20 protein-coding genes and 3 tRNA genes are annotated in these 22,808 nt (G+C 58.6%); 15 read left to right on the top strand and 8 right to left on the bottom strand.

The genetic code is table 11. From position 1 onward, the window contains the following. The first annotated feature begins 37 nt into the window (after positions 1–37). Positions 38–1,315 carry a serine--tRNA ligase gene (gene serS, locus B5F54_RS14310; protein WP_087234913.1) on the top strand — a complete coding sequence of 426 codons (1,278 nt, stop codon included), beginning with the start codon at positions 38–40 and terminating at the stop codon, positions 1,313–1,315. Positions 1,316–1,460: 145 nt separating this feature from the next. Beyond that, positions 1,461–2,186 (top strand): acyl-[acyl-carrier-protein] thioesterase, encoded by a 726-nt coding sequence (locus B5F54_RS14305; RefSeq protein ID WP_087234912.1) that lies wholly within the window; start codon positions 1,461–1,463, stop codon positions 2,184–2,186. A 276-nt stretch (positions 2,187–2,462) separates the two neighbouring features. Here the strand turns inward: B5F54_RS14305 and B5F54_RS14300 are convergent, their stop codons facing one another. After that, positions 2,463–3,140 carry a Crp/Fnr family transcriptional regulator gene (locus tag B5F54_RS14300; RefSeq protein WP_087234911.1) on the bottom strand — a complete coding sequence of 226 codons (678 nt, stop codon included), beginning with the start codon at positions 3,138–3,140 and terminating at the stop codon, positions 2,463–2,465. A 131-nt stretch (positions 3,141–3,271) separates the two neighbouring features. On the opposite strand from B5F54_RS14300, the gene B5F54_RS14295 reads away from it, so the two are divergent. From B5F54_RS14295 to B5F54_RS14285, 3 genes are all read left to right on the top strand, one after another. Next, positions 3,272–3,970: a 4Fe-4S binding protein gene (locus B5F54_RS14295; protein ID WP_087234910.1), complete on the top strand. Its 699-nt coding sequence runs from the start codon at positions 3,272–3,274 to the stop codon at positions 3,968–3,970. A gap of 329 nt (positions 3,971–4,299) precedes the next feature. Next, on the top strand, positions 4,300–5,286 hold the full coding sequence (locus B5F54_RS14290) for a hypothetical protein (RefSeq protein ID WP_087234909.1): 987 nt from the start codon (positions 4,300–4,302) through the stop codon (positions 5,284–5,286). 30 nt (positions 5,287–5,316) lie between these two features. Beyond that, positions 5,317–5,598, top strand: a complete 282-nt coding sequence (locus tag B5F54_RS14285) for a helix-turn-helix domain-containing protein (protein WP_087234908.1) — start codon at positions 5,317–5,319, stop codon at positions 5,596–5,598. 49 nt (positions 5,599–5,647) lie between these two features. Here the strand turns inward: B5F54_RS14285 and B5F54_RS14280 are convergent, their stop codons facing one another. Then, positions 5,648–5,977 carry a DUF2493 domain-containing protein gene (locus tag B5F54_RS14280; RefSeq protein WP_087234907.1) on the bottom strand — a complete coding sequence of 110 codons (330 nt, stop codon included), beginning with the start codon at positions 5,975–5,977 and terminating at the stop codon, positions 5,648–5,650. A 106-nt stretch (positions 5,978–6,083) separates the two neighbouring features. On the opposite strand from B5F54_RS14280, the gene B5F54_RS14275 reads away from it, so the two are divergent. Continuing rightward, positions 6,084–6,326, top strand: coding sequence for a helix-turn-helix domain-containing protein (locus B5F54_RS14275; RefSeq protein ID WP_087234906.1), 243 nt, complete (start codon positions 6,084–6,086; stop codon positions 6,324–6,326). Positions 6,327–6,474: 148 nt separating this feature from the next. Here B5F54_RS14275 and B5F54_RS14270 read toward each other — a convergent pair whose 3' ends face one another. Beyond that, a complete protein-coding gene (locus tag B5F54_RS14270) occupies positions 6,475–12,918 on the bottom strand; it encodes an NPCBM/NEW2 domain-containing protein (RefSeq protein WP_087234905.1) in 6,444 nt (2,147 codons plus the stop codon). Positions 12,919–13,350: 432 nt separating this feature from the next. Here B5F54_RS14270 and guaB point away from each other — a divergent pair, with 432 nt between their 5' ends. Then, the gene (gene guaB / locus B5F54_RS14265; protein WP_087234904.1) at positions 13,351–14,838 is read left to right on the top strand and encodes an IMP dehydrogenase; all 1,488 of its coding nucleotides are present in this window, start codon (positions 13,351–13,353) and stop codon (positions 14,836–14,838) included. A 199-nt stretch (positions 14,839–15,037) separates the two neighbouring features. On the opposite strand, the gene B5F54_RS14260 is transcribed toward guaB, so the two are convergent. Continuing rightward, positions 15,038–15,718 (bottom strand): LrgB family protein, encoded by a 681-nt coding sequence (locus B5F54_RS14260; RefSeq protein ID WP_087234903.1) that lies wholly within the window; start codon positions 15,716–15,718, stop codon positions 15,038–15,040. Beyond that, positions 15,711–16,082 (bottom strand): CidA/LrgA family protein, encoded by a 372-nt coding sequence (locus B5F54_RS14255; protein ID WP_087234955.1) that lies wholly within the window; start codon positions 16,080–16,082, stop codon positions 15,711–15,713. The genes B5F54_RS14260 and B5F54_RS14255 overlap by 8 nt, the downstream gene beginning before the upstream one ends. A 367-nt stretch (positions 16,083–16,449) precedes the next feature. Here B5F54_RS14255 and B5F54_RS14250 point away from each other — a divergent pair. The 5 genes from B5F54_RS14250 to B5F54_RS14230 all read left to right on the top strand — a co-directional run bounded on the left by B5F54_RS14250 (position 16,450) and on the right by B5F54_RS14230 (position 18,628). Then, positions 16,450–16,526, top strand: a tRNA-Met gene (locus B5F54_RS14250). 3 nt (positions 16,527–16,529) lie between these two features. Then, positions 16,530–16,604, top strand: a tRNA-Glu gene (locus B5F54_RS14245). A 33-nt stretch (positions 16,605–16,637) separates the two neighbouring features. Further along, positions 16,638–16,714 (top strand) — tRNA-Val (locus tag B5F54_RS14240). Between the two features lie 107 nt (positions 16,715–16,821). Continuing rightward, positions 16,822–17,397, top strand: a complete 576-nt coding sequence (locus B5F54_RS14235; RefSeq protein WP_087234902.1) for a hypothetical protein — start codon at positions 16,822–16,824, stop codon at positions 17,395–17,397. 196 nt (positions 17,398–17,593) lie between these two features. Next, on the top strand, positions 17,594–18,628 hold the full coding sequence (locus tag B5F54_RS14230; protein WP_087234901.1) for a hypothetical protein: 1,035 nt from the start codon (positions 17,594–17,596) through the stop codon (positions 18,626–18,628). Between the two features lie 56 nt (positions 18,629–18,684). Here B5F54_RS14230 and B5F54_RS14225 read toward each other — a convergent pair whose 3' ends face one another. After that, on the bottom strand, positions 18,685–19,581 hold the full coding sequence (locus B5F54_RS14225; RefSeq protein ID WP_087234900.1) for a helix-turn-helix domain-containing protein: 897 nt from the start codon (positions 19,579–19,581) through the stop codon (positions 18,685–18,687). Positions 19,582–19,763: 182 nt separating this feature from the next. Here B5F54_RS14225 and B5F54_RS14220 point away from each other — a divergent pair, with 182 nt between their 5' ends. Next, positions 19,764–20,171, top strand: a complete 408-nt coding sequence (locus B5F54_RS14220; protein WP_087234899.1) for a VOC family protein — start codon at positions 19,764–19,766, stop codon at positions 20,169–20,171. 109 nt (positions 20,172–20,280) lie between these two features. Here B5F54_RS14220 and B5F54_RS14215 read toward each other — a convergent pair whose 3' ends face one another. Beyond that, the gene (locus B5F54_RS14215) at positions 20,281–20,469 is read right to left on the bottom strand and encodes a helix-turn-helix domain-containing protein (RefSeq protein WP_237966923.1); all 189 of its coding nucleotides are present in this window, start codon (positions 20,467–20,469) and stop codon (positions 20,281–20,283) included. Positions 20,470–20,655: 186 nt separating this feature from the next. Between B5F54_RS14215 and B5F54_RS17720 the strand changes: the two genes are divergently transcribed. Both B5F54_RS17720 and B5F54_RS14205 read left to right on the top strand, forming a co-directional pair. After that, positions 20,656–20,871, top strand: coding sequence for a hypothetical protein (locus B5F54_RS17720; RefSeq protein WP_087234897.1), 216 nt, complete (start codon positions 20,656–20,658; stop codon positions 20,869–20,871). A 96-nt stretch (positions 20,872–20,967) separates the two neighbouring features. Next, positions 20,968–21,459: a hypothetical protein gene (locus B5F54_RS14205; RefSeq protein ID WP_087234896.1), complete on the top strand. Its 492-nt coding sequence runs from the start codon at positions 20,968–20,970 to the stop codon at positions 21,457–21,459. A gap of 184 nt (positions 21,460–21,643) precedes the next feature. Here the strand turns inward: B5F54_RS14205 and sleB are convergent, their stop codons facing one another. Further along, positions 21,644–22,321: a spore cortex-lytic enzyme gene (gene sleB, locus B5F54_RS14200; RefSeq protein WP_087234895.1), complete on the bottom strand. Its 678-nt coding sequence runs from the start codon at positions 22,319–22,321 to the stop codon at positions 21,644–21,646. Between the last annotated feature and the right edge of the window lie 487 nt (positions 22,322–22,808).

The following is a 22,808-nucleotide window of genomic DNA, read 5'->3' as shown; positions in this document are numbered from 1 at the left end:
TGAAACATCACATACAGAAAACAAAGGAGCAACGAACATGTTGGATTTAAAGATGATCCGGACAGAACCGGACAAGGTAAAAGCGGCCATTCAAAAGAGAGAAATGAATCTCGACAGCGTGATCGACGAGATTTTGAAGATTGACGTGGACCGCCGCGCCGTCACCGGCAAGGTGGAGGCAAAGAAGGCGGAGCAGAACGCCGCGTCCAAGCAGATCCCGGCCATGAAGAAGGCGGGCCAGGACACCACCGAATTGATGGCGCAGATGAAGGTCCTCTCCGCGGAGATCAAGGAGTATGACGCGGAGCTCGGCGAGCTGGAGGAAAAGCAGAAGGACCTGATGCTCTCCCTGCCGAACCTGCCGGACGAGGACGTCGTGGCGGGCGGCAAGGAGCAGAACGTCCCGCTGCACTATTTCAAGGAGAAGCCGGTCTTCGACTTCCCGATGAAAAACCACGTGGACCTCTGCGAGGCGCACGGCATGATCGACTACCAGCGCGGCGCGAAGATCGGCGGAAACGGCGCCTGGATCTACCGCGGCTGGGGCGCGCGCATGGAGTGGGCGCTGCTCAACTTCTTTGTGAATGAACACCTGGGCGACGGCTATGAGCTGATCCTGCCGCCGCATATGCTGAACTACGAATGCGGCTATGTCGCCGGGCAGTTCCCGAAATTTGTGGAGGAGGACTACTGGATCGCCAACCCGACCAGCGCCGACCGCAAATTCATGCTGCCCACCGCGGAGACCGCGCTGGTGAACCTCCACCGCGACGAGGTCCTCACGCTGGACGAGCTGCCGCGCAAATACATCGCCTATACGCCGTGCTACCGCCGCGAGGCGGGCTCCTACCGCGCGGAAGAGCGCGGCATGATCCGCGGCCACCAGTTCAATAAGGTCGAGATGGTGCAGTACACCACGCCGGAGGGCTCCGACGCGGCCTTCGCGGAGATGGTCGGCAAGGCCGAGCGTCTGGTGCAGGAGCTGGGGCTCCATTACCGCCTGAGCAAGCTCGCCGCGGGCGACTGCTCCTTCTCCATGGCGCGCACCTACGATATCGAAGTTTGGATCCCGAGCATGGGCATCTATAAGGAGGTCAGCTCCGCGTCCAATGCGCGCGACTACCAGGCGCGCCGCGGCAACATGAAGTACCGCGGGGAGGACGGCAAGCTGCACTTCGTCAACACGCTGAACGCCTCCGGCCTGGCGACCAGCCGCGTGATGCCCGCCATCGTCGAGCAGTACCAGAACGCGGACGGAAGCATCACCGTCCCGGAGGTCCTGCGCCCGTATATGGGGATCGACGTAATCCGGTAATCCCTGTCCATGGGGCCGCCGCGCGGCGGAACCCCCCGGGCTTGCCGGAAAGGAAAACAAGCAGACAAGATCCCCCGGCGCCATGTAGCGGCCCGGGGGATTGTGATCATTTGCCATGAAATAGAACGTGGCAAGGAGGAGTTGGATGGTTACAGTAGAAGAATTCAGCCGGACGGTGCAGGTCGCCAGCTATGAGGTGGGCGCAAACGAAAAGATCAAATTGAGCGTCCTGCTGCGCATGGCGCAGGAGACCAGCGAACAGCACCTTGGGGAGCTGGGGATCGGCTATGAGCGGTTGAAGGCGGATGGGATCGTCTTTTTGATGACAAACTACCGCCTGCTCATCAAGCGGTTGCCCGTCCATAACGATGTCCTGACCATAAAGACCCATCCGCGCGGCACGGTGGGCGTGCAGTTTTACCGCGATTTCGTCGTTTATGCGGATGGGGAGGAGATCGCCCGCATCATGCAGACGTCCGTATCCGCCAACCCGGATACGCATAAAATCCTGCGCCCAAAGGTGTTCTTGGCATACAACATCTTCCAGGACGCCAAGGTCCCCCCGGAAGACCGGGTGGACCGCCTCACGGTCCCGGAGGGGCTGCCGCTTTTGGGCGAGCGGCCCATCTATTATTCGGACCTGGATTTCAACCACCACCTGAACAATGCGGTCTATGGGGACGTGCTGATGGACTTCCTGCCCGCAGAGATGCGCCGGCAGCCGCTGCGGAAAATCCAAATCAGCTATATCAGCGAGAGCAATCTGGGGGAGACGCTCAAAATCTACGGCGGCCCCACAGAGGGCGGCGGGTTTTTCCTATACGGCGACCACGAGCGCGGCCTGAGCTTTTCCGCAAAGGCCGAACCATAACAGAAAAGACGGATCAAACGGCTGGCCCAACGGGGAGTCCCCATGGGCCGGCCTTTTAACGCATAGGGGAACCCCTCCGCCTCCACCGTGCGGAACAAGAGCGCGAAAAAGAAGGGGAATGATTTTACCAAGAACAGGGCCTTCCGGAAAGGTCCAGGGAAGCCTGCTGTTTTTCCGGCTGCGGGCAAATGCGCTCCCTTTCCGTTCGTACAAGCGGCTGCGGCTGTTTGGCTTCTGCCCCTGCGCGTACCCCGCCATCCCTCCGGCAGCGGCCGCCTAGCGGGGGAGCTGCTTGAGCCGGAAGCGGTTCCGTTCCACCTCGAGGACGCCCTCCTCGCGCAGCTTGGACAAAACCGTGGACATGGCGCTGCGCTCCACGCAGAGGTAGTCCGCCAGCTGCTGCCGGTCAAAGGGAATGGAAAATGCCGCGCTGCCGTGCAGGGCGGCCTGCTCCGAGAGATAGGAGAGCAGCTTTTCCCGCGTGCTGCGCTTTGAGAGATGCCCGATCCGGCGGTTGAGCATCAAATTTTTGTCCGCGACCACCGCAAGCATATTTTCCACCAACCGGTGGTGGAAGGCGCAGCCCGCAGGGCAGGCACGCAAAATTTTCCGGTAATCCATCCACAGTACAACGCTCTCTGCCACCGCCAGCACGGTGACCGGGAGCGTTTTGTGTTCCCCGGAGGCGCAGGCGAACGCCTCGGCAAAGAGGTTGCCCGGGTTTAGGCCGGTTAAAATCGTCCGGCTGCCCGAAAATTCCTCCCGGATCACCTGCGCGCGCCCCTCCAAAAGCACGCCCACGCGGTCCGCCGGATCCCCGGCCAGCAGGATCACCGCGCCCGCCGCAAAGCGCTGTTGCTGCGCCCGCAGGCAGTCCAGCATTTGCTGCCTTTCTTCTTCGGAAATCCCCCGGAAGAGGGGCACGGACTCCAAAATTTCGTTGTATTTTTTCATGGTTCCCTCCGCTTGTTGGAATTCCAACAGACATTCTGGATTCAGTATAGTAGGATAAGGGCAAGAAAGCAAGGGAAATCCGGCAAGGGCCCTTCGGGAAACCGTTTTGAGACGACAGGAGGAAATCCGCTATGGAACGAAAAATCATCAAAATCGACGAAGACAAATGCAACGGCTGCGGCCTGTGCGCGCAGGCGTGCCACGAGGGGGCCATCGGCATGGTGGACGGCAAGGCGAAGCTGCTCCGCGAGGACTACTGCGACGGCCTGGGGGATTGCCTGCCCGCCTGCCCGGCCGGGGCGATCTCCTTTGAAGTGCGCGAGGCCCCGGCGTATGACCAGGCGGCGGTGGAGGCGGCAAAACAGGCAAAGGCCGGGAACCTGCCGTGCGGCTGCCCGGGGAGCCAGGCGAAGCGCATCGAGCGCAAGGCCCCGCCCGTGCGGGAACCCATCGAGGAAGCGCCGAGCGAACTGCTCCAATGGCCGGTGCAGATCAAGCTGGCCCCGGTCAACGCGCCCTATTTTCACGGCGCAAGCCTGCTGGTCGCCGCGGACTGCACCGCCTACGCCTGCGGGGATTTCCACCGCCGGTTCATGCGCGGCCGTGTGACCCTGATCGGCTGCCCGAAGCTGGACGAGGGGGACTACGCGGAAAAGCTCACGGAGATCCTGCGGCAAAACGACATCCAGAGCGTGACGGTTGTGCGCATGGAGGTCCCCTGCTGCGGCGGGATTGAGAACGCGGTCAAGCGGGCCTTGCAGCAGAGCGGCAAGATGATCCCCTGGCAGGTCGTGGTGCTCGCGACCAACGGGGACGTCCTCTTCCGATAAGCGGCAAATAAGCCCGCTCTTGGATGCGTGAAATGGTTTTATTAATCAAATGGACGCCTGCGGGCCGGATGGAAAAGATTCGGCTTCGCGGGCGTTTTGCTAGTTTTAAACCGGCGGGAAACGTTCCGGGCGGACGCGGGGAAGCGGGAAAGGGCGTACCGGCGCGCGGCCCGTGCGCGGAACGTCTATGGTTGAAACGTATGGCGTGAAAAATTTTATCAAAATCGTTCAAACCCATTGACAACGGAAAAAAAGATGGTATATTTAAATCGTAAGTAGTAAGTAGTAAGTAAGCTGACGGTACCATCCACAATGAGGAGGAATGGACCATGAAAGAATTGACATTTGCACAGCAATTCGCCCTGATCGCACTCAACGCGCAGGATAGCCTGCATATGACGACGGTGAAAAAGATCGCGGTGCGCTGCATGGCCGCGGCCGCAATCCTGGAATGGGCCATGGAGGAGGACGGGCTGCAAAGCGAGTTTTCCACTGTTTCCAAGCAGGATGTGGAAAACGCAGCGGCGTTCCCGCACCGGCAGGAGGTTTTCCGTGCGCTCCTGAAAAAGAAAGGCGCCGTCCAGATGCCGCTGCCGGAGCTGTTGGCCCGGGTCACGCATTTTTCCAGACGCACCCTGAAGAAAATTGAACACGCCTTTTCCGACCCGCTCAAGGGCATGGATCTCCTGGAGGAGATTCCGAACTTGCTCGGCTGCGATATGGACTATGACAGCGCGAGCGTCACGATGCGCGAATATCGGAGCGACCCCGCCACATATACCCGGCTGACCGAGGGCATGCGGGCCGACGTCCTCGAGGACGGGGAAATGGCCGACGAGACGGTGATGCTGCTGTGGCTGCTGCGGGAGAGCAGCTGCATCTATGACTTTTTCTCCAAGGAGGAGCGCAAGCGCGTGGGACAGCGCATGGCGGAGCTGCACCGGGCCAACCGGCTGGCAAAAATGCTCTTTGCGGTGGACATCCACAGTTCCCTGGAAATCGCCGTGAAGAATTTCCTGCGGAGCAAGAAGGAGGTCATGGAAACCCCGACCGGCATCGGGCTCGACTTTGTATTCCCGTTTTTGGAGCGCTCGCAGTCGGTCTTCATCGACATAGAGGCGTGGTTTGAAAACAAGGAACAGCGCTTGCAGGATGTGGAAGCGCGTTTGACCAAATACGGCCACCAATACACGGTCCTGCGGCGGGGGGCCGTGCCGCTCATCCAGATCGACAATGTATTGTACGAGGCGGTGCCGACGATCAGGCAACTGAAGGTGCCGGTGCAGGGGATGCGTCTGCGCAAATACCCGCTGTAAAGATTCAGCAAACGGGAAAGGGGGAGGAGTATGTCGCGCCAGCGGTCCATAGAAAAAATACAGGCGTCGGATTACGTGAGCATTGGGGAACTGGCGCGTCTGACCGGCTGCCGGTACAGCACCCTAAAGTTTTACACGGAAGAGGGGATGCTGCCCTTTGAGCAGCCGGAGGAAAACCTCACCCGGCGGTTCCCGCGGGAAGAGGCGGTCGCCCGCCTGCAGGAGATTCAGAGGCTGAAAGCGCAGGGGTTGTCCATCCCAGAGATCAAGGCGCTGCTGGAAACAAAAGGCTTCCACCCAGAGGAATTCTAGGGCGGAAGCCTTTTATTTTTCATAAAATGAATGACGCGCAATGGAAATTTTAAATTTTGTATACTTGTATCGGGATATTCCTTTTTTTACAGTTGTCAATCACATACTTTGTACCTTTTGATTGTCCATCCCAAAACGCGATTACAACATCTGCATATTCGATTATTTGTAAGTTTCGTTTTAAAGGAGCCCCTTTCCCGTACTTATAGTATTCAGGCAAAAATTCCGTCAACTTGATGTGATGTTCTATGGCGTATTTCCTTGCACATGTATCGATTCCTTTTGCGCCACCGGAAACGATTTCTGTGACATCTTCCGGAAGATATTTTTCTAAAGGATCGACGTATAAATTTCTGGAGCCAATCACTGCTACTTTCATAATGGAACATCCCTATCGTCTATGTATAGACTATATAGTAGCATGCATAGCCTATAAATTGCAACTGTTTTTTATATCCTATTAAAAAAGCGAAGGAGAATAGGATATGAATACAGTTGCAGCTGTGCGAAATCGTATTTTGGAGCTCTGTGGCGAGCGAAATATCTCTATAAACAAATTAGCAAATATCTGTGGATTGCCGCCATCCTCTGTAAAGAATATTCTATATGGAAAAAGCCAAAATCCAAAGATATTGACCGTCAAAATGATTTGCGATGGTTTAGGCATCACGCTTGCACAATTTTTCGACACAGATGAATTTAACCATTTGGAGCAGGAGATCCGATAGCCTTTGAAAGATCGGTTTGGCTCCATTTTCTGCCGGTGCAGGCAGGAGAATAGAACCTACAAAAATACACAAAGCCCCTGGCTGGGAATTGATTCCCAGCCAGGGGCTTCGCTAGTTACAGGGAAGAAGCCTTCCCTTTTATCTTAGATTAGCCAATCGTTACCGTGCAGTGCTTTGTAGCATTCTGGCCCGGCAGGGTCGTGTAAACGCCCGTGCTCTGGCCCGGCGTACCGGTGGCATAGACTCTGTAGTAGTAGTCGTTGCCAACCTTCGCCACGAACTGCGTCTTCAGCACATCGCCGTTGCCGACCGTAAAGCTCGGCGTCATGGCGTTGCCGTTGACGACCGTCATCTTGAAGCAGTAGGCGCTGCCTCTCTTCAAGGTGAAGTTGACCGTCGTATCGGAAACCACATAGGCGTTCGTTGCCACGCTCTGGCTTGCGGATACCACACCCGCTGCGCCGTATGCGTTGCCAACGTTTGCGGACGTGCTGCCGCTGTTCTTCGAGCTCGTGGAAGTGCTCTTCTCGACCAAGCCGTCGATGCTGTTCTCCAGCGCCTCGACTGCGTCTGCAACCTCTTCTTCGGTCGCTTCTGCGTCGTTCAGAACTGCCTTCGCGGTGCTCAGGGCGGCCTTCATCGTTGCCACGCTCGTTGCCGTGTACTTATTGGTGTTGATCGCTTCGGCTTCCCCGATCAATGCTTCCAGAGCATCCTTATCCGGGATCATGCGCAGGGCGGAGATCGCCGCTGCCAAATCTTCTGCTGCGGTATCCACCGCATCCTGCGTGGCGTTTTCATTTGCCAGGACAGTTTTTGCCTCTTCCAGAGAGGTCTCGAATGCGGTCCATGCCTCGTTCTGGATGTACTGGTCTGCGTTTTCGACAATGCCGTCGCCCTTGAGGACCAGCGCTTCCAGCTCGGTGACGTCTGCGCGGTAGACCAGGCCATAAATGGCGTCATACAGCGCATCCACCGCTGCGGTGATGTCCGCTTCCAGAACTTCCTCGTCGTCCGTCAGGTCTTCGGCCGCCGCATACGCTTCGTCCAGCGCTTTCAGGCTGTCCGGCGTAAACAGGTCGCGGTTGATGGACTCTGCGATCTCCATCGGGATTTCCAGCTGGCTCTTATCGCCTGCGACAAAGCTCAGGTAATGCAGTGCGTCGATCAAGTCGCTCCATGCGGTGTTGATCTCGTCCTGCGTTGCGGTCTTCTTTGCTTCGACGTCCTTCGCCGCCTGCAAGGTCGCTTCGTACTTCTCCTTCACGGACGGAACGGCTGCTTCCGCCTCGTCCGCCCGGCCTTCTGCAATTTCGATGGCAGCGCGCAGGTTCTGCTTGTCGACGACTGTGAAGCCAAGCTCGATCGTGGTGTCCGCGTTCGGCATGGCTGCGCTGTAGACATATTCAGAAACGTCAAAGCTGTCTTCCGCGATGGCTTCGCCGTTCACGGTGACGCCTGCGATCTCGCGGCCTTCCACGCTCGGTGTGAAGGCCAGGTTGAGCTCCGTGCCAGAGAGCACATCGGCCTGATAGGAACCGATCAGGTTCGCGATCGTCTGGTCTTCGCCGTCGATGGAAAGACGCACGCTTCCGGCCGGGAATTTCACCGTGAGCGCGTATTCCCCGGAGGCCGGCTGTAGGGCTTCGAGTTTTTCCAGGAGGTCGGCGGTCATTTGGATGAACGCTTCCTCCGAAGGTTTCACTTCTTCATACAGGCCGTACGCATCGCTGAAGGTCTCCGCCAGTGCTGCGACGCCCTCGGGATCGTACTGGTTTGCGGAATCGGACTCGATGAATGCGAGCACGGCCGCCATGGCCTGCAAGAACGCATCCTTGACCTCGTCCGAAGGCGCGATATAGGGGATCAATTGATCGATGGCATCGCGCAGGGCTTCTGCCGCCGCGTCGATCTCGGCCTGGTCGCGCGAGGTATCCCGCACGGTTTCCGCTTCTTCCAGGACCTCCTGCATAGCGTCCCAGCTTTCGTCCGTATAGGCCGCCGAAGAGAGGGCCTTTGCGCGGGCGATCTGGTTGAGCAGTTCGGTCAGTTGGACAGTCGGCTCAAGCGCCATGTCTTCGAAGCCGGGCCTGAGGGATTCAAAATAGTCAAAGCCGAATTTCCCGGTCGGTTCCAGGCGGATGGTGTGCTCGCCTTCCGTGAGGACGGGGGAGACCCACACGCGCTTGTAACCCTGCTGGGATACTTCGGGAACGTTGGTGTTGATGGTGGCAATCAGCGCATCGTCGATGTAGATGTTTGCGCCCACCTGGCTGCCATCCACCTTTGCGCCGACGCACACTTGGATGCCGTTGAAGGTATAGGACAGCGAAGTGCCCCGCCAGTCGTAGTTGTCGCCGACATAGGTTTCCGTCCCGTTGTAGGCGTCGCCGCTTTCCCAGAGCGCCCAGGCGCCTTCCTTGACAACGGCTTCGTCCTCGCCGTCCACCTTGTCCCATGGATTTTCGGTCAAGTAGGAGAAATAGTCCACGCTGAATTTCCCGGTGGGCACCAGTTGGATGGTATGGGTGTCGTAGTCCAATGCGCCGGAACGCCAGACTTCGAAATACCCGTTCTTGCCGCCGTTCGCGGAGGAATTGCTGTTGATATGGTCAACCAGCTCGCCGTCCAGGTAGACGTCCGCGCCCGCCTGGCTGCCGTCGATCTTGCCGCCGACGATGACCTGCGTGCCGGTGAAGGTCAGGGAGAGCGAAGCGCCTTCCCAGTCGTAGCTGTCGCCGACGAAGGTCTCCGTGCCCTCGTATGCGCCGCTGTCGTTCCAAAGGCCCCAGGCGCCCTCTTTAACAACGGATTCGGACTCGCCGTCCACCTTTACATAGGCCGTTTCGTCCTGCGTGGATGCAGGGGCAGCCGAGAAAGCGGCGCGAACGGCACGCTGCGTGGATGCGGACGGTTCCATCTGCATTCCAAAGTGCGTTGTCGTTGCCATGAGCTCGAGCGTCTCGGGATCATAAACGTTCAGGCGCGCCTCATAGCCGGGCACTGCGTCCGCAGGGACCGGGATTTCCAGGGAAATGGACTCCTCGCCCTTGAGCGAAATGCGGTCCTCCAGGATGGACACGTCCACCAGGTTGCCCTCGCTGTCGTACAGCGCCAGGGAAGCGGCGTATGGGTTGCTGCTGCCGGTGTTCTTCATGGTCACATACACCTGGAAGTCCGTCCCGGGCTGCAGGCCCTGGCTGCTGCTGGCCACCGTCGTGGTATAACGGGTGCCTGCCTTGGTGATGTCGCGCGCCGCACCCAGGAGTTTTGCGTCCGCCCAATCGGTGTGGTCGTTGCTGTTGGCGCCGTTGGAATCGGTAACCAGGCGGAGCTTTGTGACGCCGCGGACACTCAGGTCCACAAACTCGCTTGCGCCGTTGGTCATCTGCATTTCATAGATCAGGGTTTCCTCTTCGCTGTCGCCCACCGTGGCGTAGACGCGGTAGATGGCGTCTGCGGAATTGCCGCCCACCTCGTCGTCGATGCCGGCGATTGCCTGGAAGCGCGTATATTTGCCGTCCAGGTTGTAAACCGCTTCGCTGTTCGCGTGCAGGCCCAGGCCCTTTTCATACACGATCCCGCCCACGGTGATGGGGTTGCCCTCGATGGACTGGTCGATGCCGGGGGTCTTTCCTTCCCAGCCCTGGGTGATCGGCTGTGCAGGTTCGAGGTCCGAGACATAGACGGAGTCCGTGGTGTAGCCATAGTCGGCGGACTCGTCCGCTGCGCCCTGCGCGTCGATGCCGTAGACCGTGGCCTCGTTCAGGAAGGCGTGCTCCCCTTCGGGGACATCGGTGAAGGTGACCTTGACAAAGCGGGCGCGGATGCCGCCGAGATCCTCTTCGTAGGGGCGGTTCGCAACCGTATCCGCTGTGTAGGAAGCAATCTCCGTCCAGGGGCCGGATTCGTTGGTGGCGACCTCTACTTTATAGGGATAGGGGGTGCCTTCGAAGTCCAATTTGAGCTTATACATGTGCAGGGCATATTCGGTATCCTGCATCCAGTATTCGTCCGGGCCGGCGTTTTCCGCCACCCACTGGGTGGAGAGGTCGCCGTCGTTGGCCATAGCGCCGTTGCCGCTGGAGGGGAAGGTGGGATGGCCGGTCTTGTCCGCCCGATAATTCCCCGCGTCGAGCAGCTTATCCGTGGTATCCTCTTTTTCTTCAATCAGGAAATTGTCTGGCTCGGTCCGGCCGTATTCCGGCTCGGTGGCGGTGGTGGTGATGGTGATCTCCGCCGGTTCCATGCCGGGCGCGGTGGCCTCAATGACGGTGGTGCCGGAATAGTAGGAGCGGAATTCCGTTGCGCCCTTGCCGTCGCGCATCAGGTTGCCGCCGGTCAGGGTCATGACCTTTCCGGTGGGGAATACGCCGGGGCCGTCGATGACTTCCAACGTCACGGTGGGGGACTGGTTGACCCAATCGCCGTTTTCATCCTTGACCGTGACGATCAAGTGGGTGTCCGCCGTGCCGTCGTTTGGAATCGTATCCTGGGAGACGGTGAGCTCCAGATGGTCGCCCGTGCCTTCCTTGGAGAATTCCGCCGGGACGCCGGTATAGGTCTGCCGGTACCAGTACCACGCCTTGAGCGGCAGGCGGCTGTAGTCGATGAAGCCCATCTTCGCCAGGCCGGAACCGCCTACGCTGCCGTGCTGGAACGCGCACCAGAGCGAGATGCCGGCGCGGTTGCCCTTGAGCGCATAGTTATAGATGTCGCCGCCGTCCTGCATATCGCCGAAATACGGGCGGAACTCATCGGAGGAGCTGCCCCGGTCGGTTGTGTGCGAACCGTATTCCGCCGAGATGCTCGGCATGTATTCGGTCATATGGCCGGGCATCCCTTGGCCCTCTTCCGGGAGCTCGGCGGAGCCGCCGTCGCCGTTGTAGCCTGCCACGTCGCAGACGTCCAGGGTGTCAAAGCCCTCGCGCTGCACGCCGCCCATGCCCGCCTTGCGGGTGGGGTCCAGCAGGTGGGCCAGGTTGCGCATTTCGTTGACCAGATCCTTGCGGACCTGCATATCGGATTGGCCCATGGGGAAGAAAAGCTCGTTGCCCATGCTCCAGATGATGACCGACGGGTGGTTCCGGAAGATGCGGATCATGTCTGAAAGCTCCCGCAGGCAGGCCTGGTTAAACGCCTCGTAGTGCTCCGGGTTGGTCGGGTAGCCGTTGACATTGTTCCAGTCCGAAGCGGTGTAGGTGGGGGCGCGGTCTGCGCCGCCGCCCATGGCCCAGAGGGAGACCTCCGACCACAGCATGATGCCCAGTTCGTCGCAGGCGTCTGCATAGGCGGGGTCGTGGGGATAGTGGGAACCGCGGATAAAGTTCATGCCCGCGTCCTTAATCATCTGTACGTCGCGGAAGAAACCCTCGTTTGTGACCGCGTCGCCCCAGCCCGCGTGGTCCTGGTGCGCGTTTGCGCCGAAGAGGACGGTTTTCTCCCCGTTGAGGTAGAAGCCGTCGTTCAGGAACTGCGCCCAGCGGAAGCCGAGAGGGGATTCAAAGAGGTCGATGGCGTTGCCCTCGCCGTCGTAAATGGTCGTATAGACGCGGTAGAGGTTGGGCTCGTCCGGGCTCCAGAGTTTGATGTCCTGGATGTAGTCGCTCTGGGTGTCGACCACCGCCGTGGAGTTAGCCGCCACAACCGTGGGATCGGAGGCAAACGATGCCACCAGCGTGTTGTCGGCCGTATCGACCACCTCTTGCTTGACCACAATGGTCCGCGCCGTGTCGGAGTCATTTTGTACCTCGGTCTGCACGCGCACATCGGAGCGCTTCTGCGCGATGTTCTCGCGGATCTCCTCGGCCGGCGTGTAGCTCTCCTCGTCGATGTTCTCATAGTCGTGGTAGAGCGTGCCGTCCTCGTTCTTCTCATCAAAACCGGGGTTGTTCAAGGCCGGGGTGGTGACCGCCGTGCCATACCAGGCCACGTGGACGCCGTCCGTGATGTTGAGGTATACGTCCCGGTAGATGCCGCCGGAGAAGTGGTGGTCGCCGGTGCGCGGGTTCTGCTCGGGGTTCCACTTGTTGTTCACGCGCACAGCGATGACGTTCTCCCCAGCGTGGAGGTTGTCGGTGATGTCAAAGGTAAAGCCGGTATAGCCGCCGTTATGGGTGCCCACGGCCTCCCCGTTGACAAAGACCTCTGTTTCGATAAAAGCGCCTTCAAACTCAATGCTGATGCGCTTGCCGCCGTCCAGCCACTCCTGCGGGACGTCGAAGGTCTTGCGGTACATGCCGTAGCCCACAAAGAAATTGGTCTCCATATTATAGGGGATGCTGAAGCTGTGGGGCAGGCCGACGTTGGTCCATTCGGAGTCGTCAAACGCAGGGTCGATTGCGCCGCCGAAATCCGGGGCGGTATCGTCCGTGACGGATTGGCTCTTGAATTTCCACTCGCGGTTGAAATTGATCTGCTGCCGGGGCGTCTCCGGGGCTTCATAGGTGTCCCCGACGGCGGTCCCGGTGGACAGGACGGTTTGGCTGTCGATGGCGCTCTCCTGCGCCATTGCGCTGCCGTTCAGAGAAAACATGCCCAGCAGGAGCGAAAGCGCCAGCACGCTGGACAGGATTCTTCGAAACCTTTTCATTAACAGTTCTCCTTCCTTTCCAATGTCCTTTTCTTACCAAATATAGGGAACGTTGACGGGCAAAGCCGGTTTCCCTCCTTTCAAAGCCAAATGGTCAACGATACCAGATGAAATAATGGCATGTGGACCGAACATCCATCTGCCATGTAAAATGGCGAAAGGAAATAATATAAATCCATAAAAAACCAATAAAATTTTGCAAATTTTTAGAATTGTATACAATTGATAATAGCACAAACGGAAAGATTTTAGAATAGAAATACTGAAAAATGGGAGGATTGTCCATGTTTTTGATTCAAATATCCATATCTTCTTTCCTTGAGGGAGAAAGCCGCCTTCCCCGTTGCAAAATTCTCTAGGCGATGCTATAATAAAATACTATAAACTCGCGCGAAACAGGTCAAAAAAGAGAGATGGAAAAGGAGGCAAAACATGTTAAATACGGATTTTTCCAGCAAGTTTGTCAAAGAGGGGTTGACATTTGACGATGTCCTTTTGATCCCGGCGGAATCCCATGTGCTGCCAAAGGAGGTGGACGTCTCCACCCAGCTGACCAAGACCATTCACCTGAACACGCCGCTGATGACCGCGGCCATGGATACGGTCACAGAGACGGAGATGGCGATTGCCATTGCCCGCGAAGGCGGCATTGGCATCATCCACAAGAACATGTCGATCGAAAAACAGGCGGACGAGGTGGACAGGGTCAAGCGCTCTGAAAACGGCGTCATCGTCAACCCGTTTTTCCTCTCTCCGGACCACTTTGTCCATGATGCGAACGACATCATGGCGCGCTACAAAATTTCCGGTGTGCCGATCTGCGAGAACGGCAAATTGGTCGGCATCATCACCAACCGCGACCTGCGGTTCATGACCGAGGCGGACTTCGACCAGAAGATCTCCGCCGTGATGACCAAGGAGAACCTGGTGACCGCGCCGGTGGGGACGACGCTCAAGCAGGCGCAGGAGATCCTCCGCCAGCACCGCATTGAGAAGCTCCCGATTGTGGACGAGAACGGCTACCTGAAGGGCCTCATCACGATCAAGGACATTGAGAAATCCGTGCAGTACCCGAATTCCGCAAGGGATGCGGCGGGCCGCCTGCTGTGCGGCGCGGCCATCGGCGCAACCGCAGACGTGCTGGAGCGCGTGGCGGAGCTGGTCAAGGCGCAGGTGGACGTGGTGGCGCTCGACTCGGCGCACGGCCACAACAGCGGCATCCTGGACGCGGTGCGCAAGGTCAAGAAGGCGTTCCCGAACCTGCCGCTGATCGCGGGCAACATCGCGACGGCAGCCGGCGCGGAGGCCCTGATCGACGCAGGCGCGGATTGCGTGAAGGTCGGCATCGGCCCGGGCTCCATCTGCACCACCCGTATCGTTGCAGGCATCGGCGTGCCGCAGATCACGGCGATCTACGACGCGGCGTGCGTCGCGGCGAAGCACGGCATCCCGATCATCGCGGACGGCGGCATCAAGTATTCCGGCGACATCGTCAAGGCGCTTGCGGCGGGCGCAAACGTGGTCATGGTCGGCTCCATGGTCGCGGGCTGCGAGGAATCCCCCGGCGAGACGGAGGTCTTCCAGGGCCGCCAGTTCAAGGTATACCGCGGCATGGGAAGCCTGGCCGCGATGGGCAAGAAGGACGGCGGCAGCTCCGACCGCTACTTCCAGTCCGACAGCAAGAAGCTGGTCCCCGAGGGCGTCGAGGGCCGCGTGCCGTACAAGGGGCCGCTGTCCGAGACCGTCTACCAGATGCTCGGCGGCCTGCGCGCCGGCATGGGCTATACCGGCTGCGGCAGCATTGCGGAGCTGCATGAGAAGGCGCAGTTCATCCGCATCACGGGCGCGGGCCTGCGCGAAAGCCATCCGCACGACATCCAGATCACGAAGGAATCCCCGAACTATTCCCTCAGCGTGTAAGGGGAAGGTTTCTTTCCGCATAGGATACCTGCTTATAGTTATAGACAGAACAGGGACCCGAGGTTGCAAAACCCCGGGTCCCTTTTTCCATGCCGGAAACCTGTGGGAATCCATCTGGAAAACCAAAAGGCCAGCACCGGGGACAAGCCCGGCGCTGGCCCCAGCGCATCCAAGGGGCGGTTCCCCGCCCGTATCCGCTTTACAAAAACAGCGACAAAATAACCGTGATAATCCCGCACACGCCGATGGAAATCCCGCTCATCGCGCCCTGTACCTCGCCCATCTCCAGGGCTTTGGTGGTCCCAAGGGCGTGGCTGCACGCGCCCGTGGCAAGCCCCTGCGCGACCGGGCTTTTGATGTGGAACACCTTGGCGAACAGCGGCGCGGCCAAGGCCCCGATCAGCCCGGTGAGCAGGACCGCGACCATCGTGATGGCGACCACGCCGCCCTGGCTTTCCGCAATGCCCACCGCGATGGGCGTGGTGCAGCTCTTGGGGAGCAGCGCCTTGGTGATGGAATCGTCCAGCCCAAAGGCCTTGCACAGCAGGAATACGCTGCCGATGCTGGTGATGCTTCCGGCGGTACATCCCGCGAGGACCGGCCAGAAGTGCTTTTTTAAGACGTCCATCTGGTTATAGATGTTTAAGGCCAGCACCGCGGTCGCCGGGCCCAGGAAGAGGTTGATGATGTCCCCGCCTTTGTTGTACGCCTCCAGCGGGATGTCAAACAGCACGAGCACCGCAATGCAGAGCAGGATGGCGATCACCAGGGGGTTGCAGATCGCCTTGCGGGTCTTTTTCTGGATCCAGATCCCCGCTTCAAAGGCGGCGATGGAGAGCACAATGCCGAACAGCGGCGAGTATACGACGGTTTCAAACATCGGGTTTGTCCTCCTTCCGCGCGGTCCATTTCATCACAGCCTGCACTGTCCACCCGGTGACCAGAAAGACGAGGGGCGTGGTGACCAGGCAGATGACCAACAGGGGCACCAGATTGGCCTTCAACACATCCAGGTAGTCCAGCAGCCCCACGCCCGCCGGGATGAAGAAGAACGCCATGTTCGAGAGCAGGAAGTTGGATTTTTCCTGGATATGCCGCGGCTTGAGCCATTTGCAGGCCAGCAGCAGGAAGAGCAGGACCATGCCGATGACGCTGGCGGGGAACGGGAACGGCAGCACCGCCGCGATCGCCTCCCCCAGGAGGCATACAAACAATACGATACCGATTTGTGCGAGAATCCTCATTTTGAAACGCTCCTTGTGCAGAAAATCCCTTACAAAAAATACCTTATTATGATAGCACAACCGCCGCGCGCTATGTGCATAAGCTTTTTTGCGCGACGGCACGAAATCTGGATAAAAATGCGGAAACCGCGCGGCAGGGGAGAGCGCCGCCCGTCCGCGCCAAGGCCGTTCCATGCGCGGGAGGCGGCCCTTTATGGGGCGTACCGGGCGCCAATCCCCCGGGAATTGCCCGGATTTTCCCGGAAAAGCGAAAAAAATCAAAAAAAGTCAAAACTTTCTTGGAATGGTCCTTGACAAAACCGGACAGGCTGTATTATAATGATAAACGCTTCGCATAGACTATATGAAAGTCCTGCGAGACGTTTATGGCGGCATAGCTCAGTTGGCTAGAGCATTCGGTTCATACCCGAAGTGTCACTGGTTCAAATCCAGTTGCCGCTACCAAATGGCCCGGTGGTCAAGCGGTTAAGACACCGCCCTTTCACGGCGGTTTCACGAGTTCGAATCTCGTCCGGGTCACCACTCTTTTTATTCCCGCGCAAGCGCACGGGGTATGGACGCATAGCTCAGCTGGTTAGAGCGCTCGCCTCACACGCGAGAGGTCATGGGTTCGAGTCCCCTTGTGTCCACCAATTCTGAAGCACCTATAGCCTGCGCTATAGGTGTTTTGTATTATCAAATCAAAAACAAGGCGCTTGCAACCGGTGCTGCGCCGCACATCATAGGAGGTCGACGGACGATGAAAAAAGTTCTTGCGCTCGCCGCAGCTGCGGCGCTCCTGCTCAGCATTTCCGCCTGCGGGGTGGATGTGGGCACCGTTTCCGGCTCAGATGGGACAACGTCGGATGCAATCCTGAGCTCGGTCCCCGGCGAGGAGTCGCAGACGGGCGAAGAGAGCCAGGCGCCCGCCAAAGACCCGGAGGAAATCGAGGCGGAGGTGGACGACAACCTCACCGGCCTTTGCAGCTTCCTGGCGCAGACCGGCGGCGTGGGCGGCGACCCCGTGGATATGGCGGCCGATTTCATCGGCGCGGTGGCGGGCGTGCAGTACCGCTTCAGCTATGAGGGCAGCAACAACGTCACGGTGGAGCTCTACGAATACGACCTCGACAACTTGAACGGCGAGGCCCAGGCGGTGCTGGACAGCGTCAAGGCGAACGGCACCTTTACCGTCATCGGGCAGGAGGTCACGGACGCCTATCTCTCGGACAGCGGGAAGTACCTGATGATCTATAAGGACACCCAGACGAACGAGCAGAACGAGCTGCACAAGCAGGAGATCGTCGAGCAGTTCCAGGGATTTAAAGCGGAATAATTCTATATGGGGAAAGAAGCTGTTGTGGGCCAACGGGCCTGCAACAGCTTTTTTGGTTTGTAGCCGGCCGTCCGGGTCGAAGCCCCTCCACGCAATATATTTTCTATGTGAAAATATTTCTCCAGAAAAATTGAAAAATCCTCGAAAGGGGGATGGTATTCCAAGTAGAGGAATCTTTTGGAAGGAGGAATATCCGATGAAAAAGACCATTGCGGCTATTACAGCGGCCTGCCTGCTCCTGGCAACGGGATGCGGCCTGCATCTCACCGGGAGCCTGGAGGCGTATGGCCCCAAGGAAACCGTCCCGGCGATTCGGGTTGCCGTAGGCGGCGAGGAAGCGGATTATGGGGTGACGCTCCATGAGTGGGACGGGTTTACGGACGCGGCGCTGGATTACGCACCGTGGTTCCCGGGCGCGGTCCAGGAGGGGGTCCGGATTCCCACAGCGCCGACCGGCACAGAGGTTACCGTCACCTTTTCCGGGGAAAAGCCGCAAAACATTCTGGTAGAGGATTACGCCCTGGACGAGGCGGGGGAGTTTTCCTGGTTTTGGGGGAAGATTGCCTCCCGAAGGTACACCGGAACCCAGGAAATGGAGATCCCCCTGCTGGAATGCCGCCCGGAGATCCTATATGGGGATATCGGCTGGGGGACGGAGCCGTTCCTGCACGGGTTCAACATGGAGTGCGAATGGGCGGACGGGAACCGGTGTACGTACTCCTTTATGGTCCGGACGGAGCAGAAGGCCGTCCCGGCGAGGAAAGCGCCGCCGCAGCTGCGCATCCAATGCGGGGACGCCGTGCTCGAACCGGCGACGCTGGTCGATCGCTGGGGCGGGGAAAGCCCACGGGCGGACGAGGCGTTTCCCGAACTCTGGAACCTCTTGGCGCAGGCGCCCATCGTTTCGATGCCAGAGGACGGGACTCTGGAATTTTCCCTGGATGGGCGCGCCCCCGATATTGGCCGGTTGAGCGCCTGCCTTCTCGACGAGGAGAGCATCCCCGAATATGGGGAGGATACGCTTGAAAGCGGAAACAAATATCTGCCCGCCTTCTCCATAGAGGGCGGGCAGGGGACGCTCGCATGCGCGGACCTGGGGTTCCCGCAGACGCCTGCGCTCTACGGCTTCCGGCTGGACTGCACCTGGCAGTCGGGTGAACCGGCGGGCCGGTGTACCTATGTGTTCGTCGCCCGGTGGGATGGGGAACCGGCGGAAGCAATTCCCGACTGACCGCTTTCGTTTTCCACCGTTTTTGCCCAAATGGTGGAAAACTTTCCTGCGCCGCCTTACGCGCCCTGCGTTTTGGCGCGGTAGCCGCGCGGGGTGTACCCCGTTGCGGCGCGGAACTGCTTGGAAAAGTAGCTGTGGCTGGAAAAGCCGCAGCGCGCCGCGATCTCGATGACCGGCAGTTCCCCGTGGGTCAGCAGGTCCATGGCGGCGAGGATGCGCCGCCGCTGGAGGTAGCTCTGCGGCGTGGTGTGCAGGAGCTGCTCAAAGGTGCGCTCGCATTCGCGCGGGGAGAAGTGCACCGCCTGGGCGAGCACCCGCAGGGAGAAAGGTTCGCTGTAGTGCGCGTCAAACCAGAGAAGCATCTGTTTCAGCCGCTCTTCCCGCAGGGGGGAGGGGCTGGCGGCCGCTTCCCCGGCGTGCTGTTGGAGCAGCAGGAATGCCCGTGAGAGCGCCTCCCGGACCGTGAACTCAAAGGCATAGGCTTCGCCCTGGCGGGCGGCATGCGCCGTCACAAAAGCGTCTAGGACGTCCTTCTGCCAGGCTTCGCCGGGCAAAAGCAAAAGGGTGGGCGGCCCGTTTTCGAGGAACGGGCGCACATATTTGACGTCGATCGCGTTCCCCTCGGGGCCCGCCACGATGGACGGGTCAAATACGAGGGAACGGTACCGGCAGGGGGATTCCACCGCGCAGGTCATGCTGTGGAGCTTGTCGGTGTTGACAAGCACCCCCTGCCCGGGCTGCAAGAGAAATTGCGTTTCCGCGGCGGAGACCTCGACTTTTCCCTGGTCGAGCATAAACAGTTCCACCTCATGGTGCCAGTGCGGTGGGACTTGCGAGGCGATATACTGGTGGACATCCCCGCGATAGGCATGGCAGGGGAACAGGGAGCGGCCGACCGGCTGCCGTTCCATCCGGTTGGCCTCCACCTGCAAGGAGCACTGTGCAAGCGGCATCCATCACAACCCCTTTCTCATTATTTGTCGCTTTTCTTATAGTATATGGCGCTTTCTGAAAAGAAACAAGGGCTTATTTGCGCTATAATACCAGTAAACGCGCGGCCCGCAGGGCATGGCCGCGGCCGGGCGGCAACCGGCCCGTGCGGGAACGGCAGGAACACGAGTAAGGAGGATTTCCCATGCTGGAACATGTTGCGATTTGGACCAGGGACCTGGAAGGGATGAAGGAGTTTTATTGCGCCTATTTTGACGGCAAGGCGGGGGCGAAATACCGCAGCAAGTCCGCCGCGCATCCGAATTTTGAGTCGTATTTCCTGACCTTTGGGGACGGGAGCCGGCTGGAGCTGATGCAGATGCCCACCATCCCGGAGAGCGCCTATGCGCCGGGGCAGGAGGCGCTCGGGTTGACGCACATCGCCTTTGCGGTCGGCGGCACGGACGAGGTGGACGCCCTGGCGAAGCGCGCCCATGCGGAGGGGCGGCCGGTGCTGCTGGAGCCGCACCGCACCGGCGACGGCTATTATGAGGCGTGCATCCTGGACCCGGACGGGAACCGCGTGGAGGTCACCACGCTGCCGGAGGCATAAGGATTCCTGAGTAGGAATGAGAAAAATCGGAAGAGAGGCTTCCTGCGTTTGCAGGGAGCCTTTTCTATATAGAAAAACAAGGCGGCTGCAACTTGCAACTGCCTCGTTCTCATTCGCGGAATTCTAAAAGTTTTGAGGGCGGCACATCCAATGCGATGGAGATGCGGAAGAGGTTATCCAAAGAAATGCCGACGCTCGCCACTTCGATTTTGCTGATATGGGTCTGGTCAACGCCGATTTTCTCCGCAAGGGCTTCTTGCGTAAGGCCCCGCAGCTTTCGGTAATAAGCAATATTCAATCCCAATTTTTTGTAAAGACTTTTAAATTCAGACCGCACCATACATCACCATGTATTAGTTTAAAGGGATGGAAGAGGAAAATGTATAGATTGTAAATGCTATATTATGTATTTACAATACATATATAGTATGGTATCTTATATAAAATGGTTTTGAAAATCCTAAAATTGTAAGGAGCAAAAGCGATGATCTACTGCGGCAACCATTTCTGTGCCTATTGGTTCGAAGGGATTTGTATGAAGGAAGACATTCGCCTGGACAACCGCGGGGTATGCCTGACCTGCGTGCAGGTCGATATCGACCGTTCCCTGCTGGCCCGCCAGCGGGCGCAGGCCCGGGAATACAGGGAAGGGTTGGAGGATTGCGCGAAAAAGTGGCTGGATAACCTAGATTTTACATAATTTTAATCCCTCCTGAACCACAGCGGGCGCCCGTTCCGGTATGATAAAGACACAATCCAGTGAATGTTGTAAACAGTTCGTTTAGGAGGAAAAGACATGAAAAGAACGATCGCTTTTATGATGGCTTTGGCATTGTGCGTAGGAACGACCGCTACCGCATTTGCCGAGGATACTGCCACGGAGTTTAGCTTCACCCTGCGCAACGACCCGACCTATACGGTTACGATCCCCGCACAGGTGACCATTGAAAAGGATGGCACGGATGTAGAAGTTGTAGCAGAGGATGTCGAGAACCTCGCAGAGAATGAGAAGATTTCCGTCACGATCGCTGGCACGGATTATTTCCGCAACCAGATGGTCCTGACCGACAAGGATACCCGCGCGGTGATGCGCTATCAGATCGTCACCCCGGACGGCCGCACCTTGGAGACCACCGGCACGGACACCATGACCGGCCAGGAGATTGTTTCCTTCACGGCTGACGGCACGGAGACCTATACCGTGAAGCCGGTGGTCGCGCCTTCCACCAAGCCCGGCAACTATACCGGCACGCTCACCTATGGCATTTCGGTTGTCGAGGCTGAATAATTCCTTAAAAATCGAATAACTCCCTCACAGGTTCACCCCCGTAGCTGCTGCCCAGCTGCGGGGGTGATTTTTTTGGTATAAAGAGAAACCGTATAAAGGCGATGGATTCCCAAACGGCCCGGCCCGTCCAAAAAATTTTTGAACATGCGGGCCGATGCGTTCGGGGAACCGCCCCAAAAAGGGGTTAAGAGCAGAACCGGTGGTTGCCGATCACCGTGATGACCGGGCGTGAAAAAATCCATTTGTTGGTGGACTTTGCAGGGTTGTAGTAATAGACCGCGCCGCCGGAGGGGTCGTTCCCGTTGATCGCGTCGCGCGCCGCGCGGTAGGCGGAGTCGGCGACCGCCGCGTTCACGCCCCCGTCGTACAGGCAGGAAAACGCCCCCGGCTGGTAGATCACCCCGGCCAGCGTGTTGGGGAAGGAGGGGTGCTCGATGCGGTTGAGGATCACCGCCCCGACCGCCACCTGCCCCTGGTAGGGCTCCCCGCGGCTTTCCGCGGAAATAATCTTGGCCAGCAGGTCCACATCACTGCTGCTGAACCCGCCCTGCCCGGCGCCGGAGGAGATCCCCAGCTTGCGCAGCGTCTGTTCCCCGGCGATGCCGTCCGCCGCCAGGCCGTTGTATTTTTGGAACGCGATGACCGCGTTCTTGGTCTGCGTGCCGTAGATGCCGTCCACCTCGCCGGTGTAAACGCCGTATTCCTTGAGCTTGGTCTGGATCTGCCGGACCTCCTCGCCGGTGGAGCCCACTTTGGAAAGCGTCTGTACGCTGCCGCCGAAATTGCCGGCCAGCGCGATGATTAAAACGTTCACCAGCAGGATCACCAGGATGCGCCAAAGGTATCTGAAGCCATGTTTCATGATGTAGCCTCCCACAGAAGTTTCCATTGATACGATTGTTTCCATGGGGAGCGCAATTATACCCGGACAGCTTCGCGCGGGAACATCGAACGCTTTTAAAGGGAACCCAGGGAGTTCCCGGGCCATTTCGCGCACCCTGCCTGGCTGCCTAAATCCCATAGGAAAGAAGGATTTTCAAAGAAAAAAGGAAATTTTTATAGGAAGGACGCGCGCGTTCCCCAGCCCATCTACCAGGAAATCTTGAAAAAAGTGGAATCCCCCTGCGCCGCGCGCTTGCGTTGGAGGAGTGGAGCGCTGCACACATGACCTGGTGGCCAGGGTGCTTTCCCCTTGCCTTTTTTATCCATATATAGTAGAATGGAAAGGCCGCAGAAACGCCCCGTTTTGGCAGGGAAAAAGGCCGGAAAAGGAGAATTTGAAAAAAGTTTCAAATTTTTTTAAAAAAGGTGTTGACAAAAGGGGTAGGGTTTGGTATTATATTCGAGCA

This window comes from Anaeromassilibacillus sp. An250, assembly GCF_002159845.1.
GTDB lineage: Bacteria > Bacillota > Clostridia > Oscillospirales > Acutalibacteraceae > Anaeromassilibacillus > Anaeromassilibacillus stercoravium.
This window is presented reverse-complemented; position numbering and strand designations above follow the sequence as displayed.

What these genes read in the sequence shown, in the direction of transcription:
- B5F54_RS14235 (WP_087234902.1), top strand. Translation starts at nt 16,822, where the DNA reads ATGAAAAAAGTTCTTGCGCTCGCCGCAGCTGCGGCGCTCCTGCTCAGC.
- sleB (WP_087234895.1), bottom strand. Translation starts at nt 22,321, where the DNA reads ATGAAACATGGCTTCAGATACCTTTGGCGCATCCTGGTGATCCTGCTG.
- B5F54_RS14280 (WP_087234907.1), bottom strand. Translation starts at nt 5,977, where the DNA reads ATGAAAGTAGCAGTGATTGGCTCCAGAAATTTATACGTCGATCCTTTA.
- B5F54_RS14300 (WP_087234911.1), bottom strand. Translation starts at nt 3,140, where the DNA reads ATGAAAAAATACAACGAAATTTTGGAGTCCGTGCCCCTCTTCCGGGGG.
- B5F54_RS14285 (WP_087234908.1), top strand. Translation starts at nt 5,317, where the DNA reads ATGTCGCGCCAGCGGTCCATAGAAAAAATACAGGCGTCGGATTACGTG.
- B5F54_RS14255 (WP_087234955.1), bottom strand. Translation starts at nt 16,082, where the DNA reads ATGAGGATTCTCGCACAAATCGGTATCGTATTGTTTGTATGCCTCCTG.
- B5F54_RS14275 (WP_087234906.1), top strand. Translation starts at nt 6,084, where the DNA reads ATGAATACAGTTGCAGCTGTGCGAAATCGTATTTTGGAGCTCTGTGGC.
- B5F54_RS14225 (WP_087234900.1), bottom strand. Translation starts at nt 19,581, where the DNA reads ATGCCGCTTGCACAGTGCTCCTTGCAGGTGGAGGCCAACCGGATGGAA.
- B5F54_RS14305 (WP_087234912.1), top strand. Translation starts at nt 1,461, where the DNA reads ATGGTTACAGTAGAAGAATTCAGCCGGACGGTGCAGGTCGCCAGCTAT.
- B5F54_RS17720 (WP_087234897.1), top strand. Translation starts at nt 20,656, where the DNA reads ATGATCTACTGCGGCAACCATTTCTGTGCCTATTGGTTCGAAGGGATT.
- B5F54_RS14260 (WP_087234903.1), bottom strand. Translation starts at nt 15,718, where the DNA reads ATGTTTGAAACCGTCGTATACTCGCCGCTGTTCGGCATTGTGCTCTCC.
- B5F54_RS14205 (WP_087234896.1), top strand. Translation starts at nt 20,968, where the DNA reads ATGAAAAGAACGATCGCTTTTATGATGGCTTTGGCATTGTGCGTAGGA.
- B5F54_RS14230 (WP_087234901.1), top strand. Translation starts at nt 17,594, where the DNA reads ATGAAAAAGACCATTGCGGCTATTACAGCGGCCTGCCTGCTCCTGGCA.
- B5F54_RS14270 (WP_087234905.1), bottom strand. Translation starts at nt 12,918, where the DNA reads ATGAAAAGGTTTCGAAGAATCCTGTCCAGCGTGCTGGCGCTTTCGCTC.
- B5F54_RS14290 (WP_087234909.1), top strand. Translation starts at nt 4,300, where the DNA reads ATGAAAGAATTGACATTTGCACAGCAATTCGCCCTGATCGCACTCAAC.
- serS (WP_087234913.1), top strand. Translation starts at nt 38, where the DNA reads ATGTTGGATTTAAAGATGATCCGGACAGAACCGGACAAGGTAAAAGCG.
- B5F54_RS14220 (WP_087234899.1), top strand. Translation starts at nt 19,764, where the DNA reads ATGCTGGAACATGTTGCGATTTGGACCAGGGACCTGGAAGGGATGAAG.
- guaB (WP_087234904.1), top strand. Translation starts at nt 13,351, where the DNA reads ATGTTAAATACGGATTTTTCCAGCAAGTTTGTCAAAGAGGGGTTGACA.
- B5F54_RS14295 (WP_087234910.1), top strand. Translation starts at nt 3,272, where the DNA reads ATGGAACGAAAAATCATCAAAATCGACGAAGACAAATGCAACGGCTGC.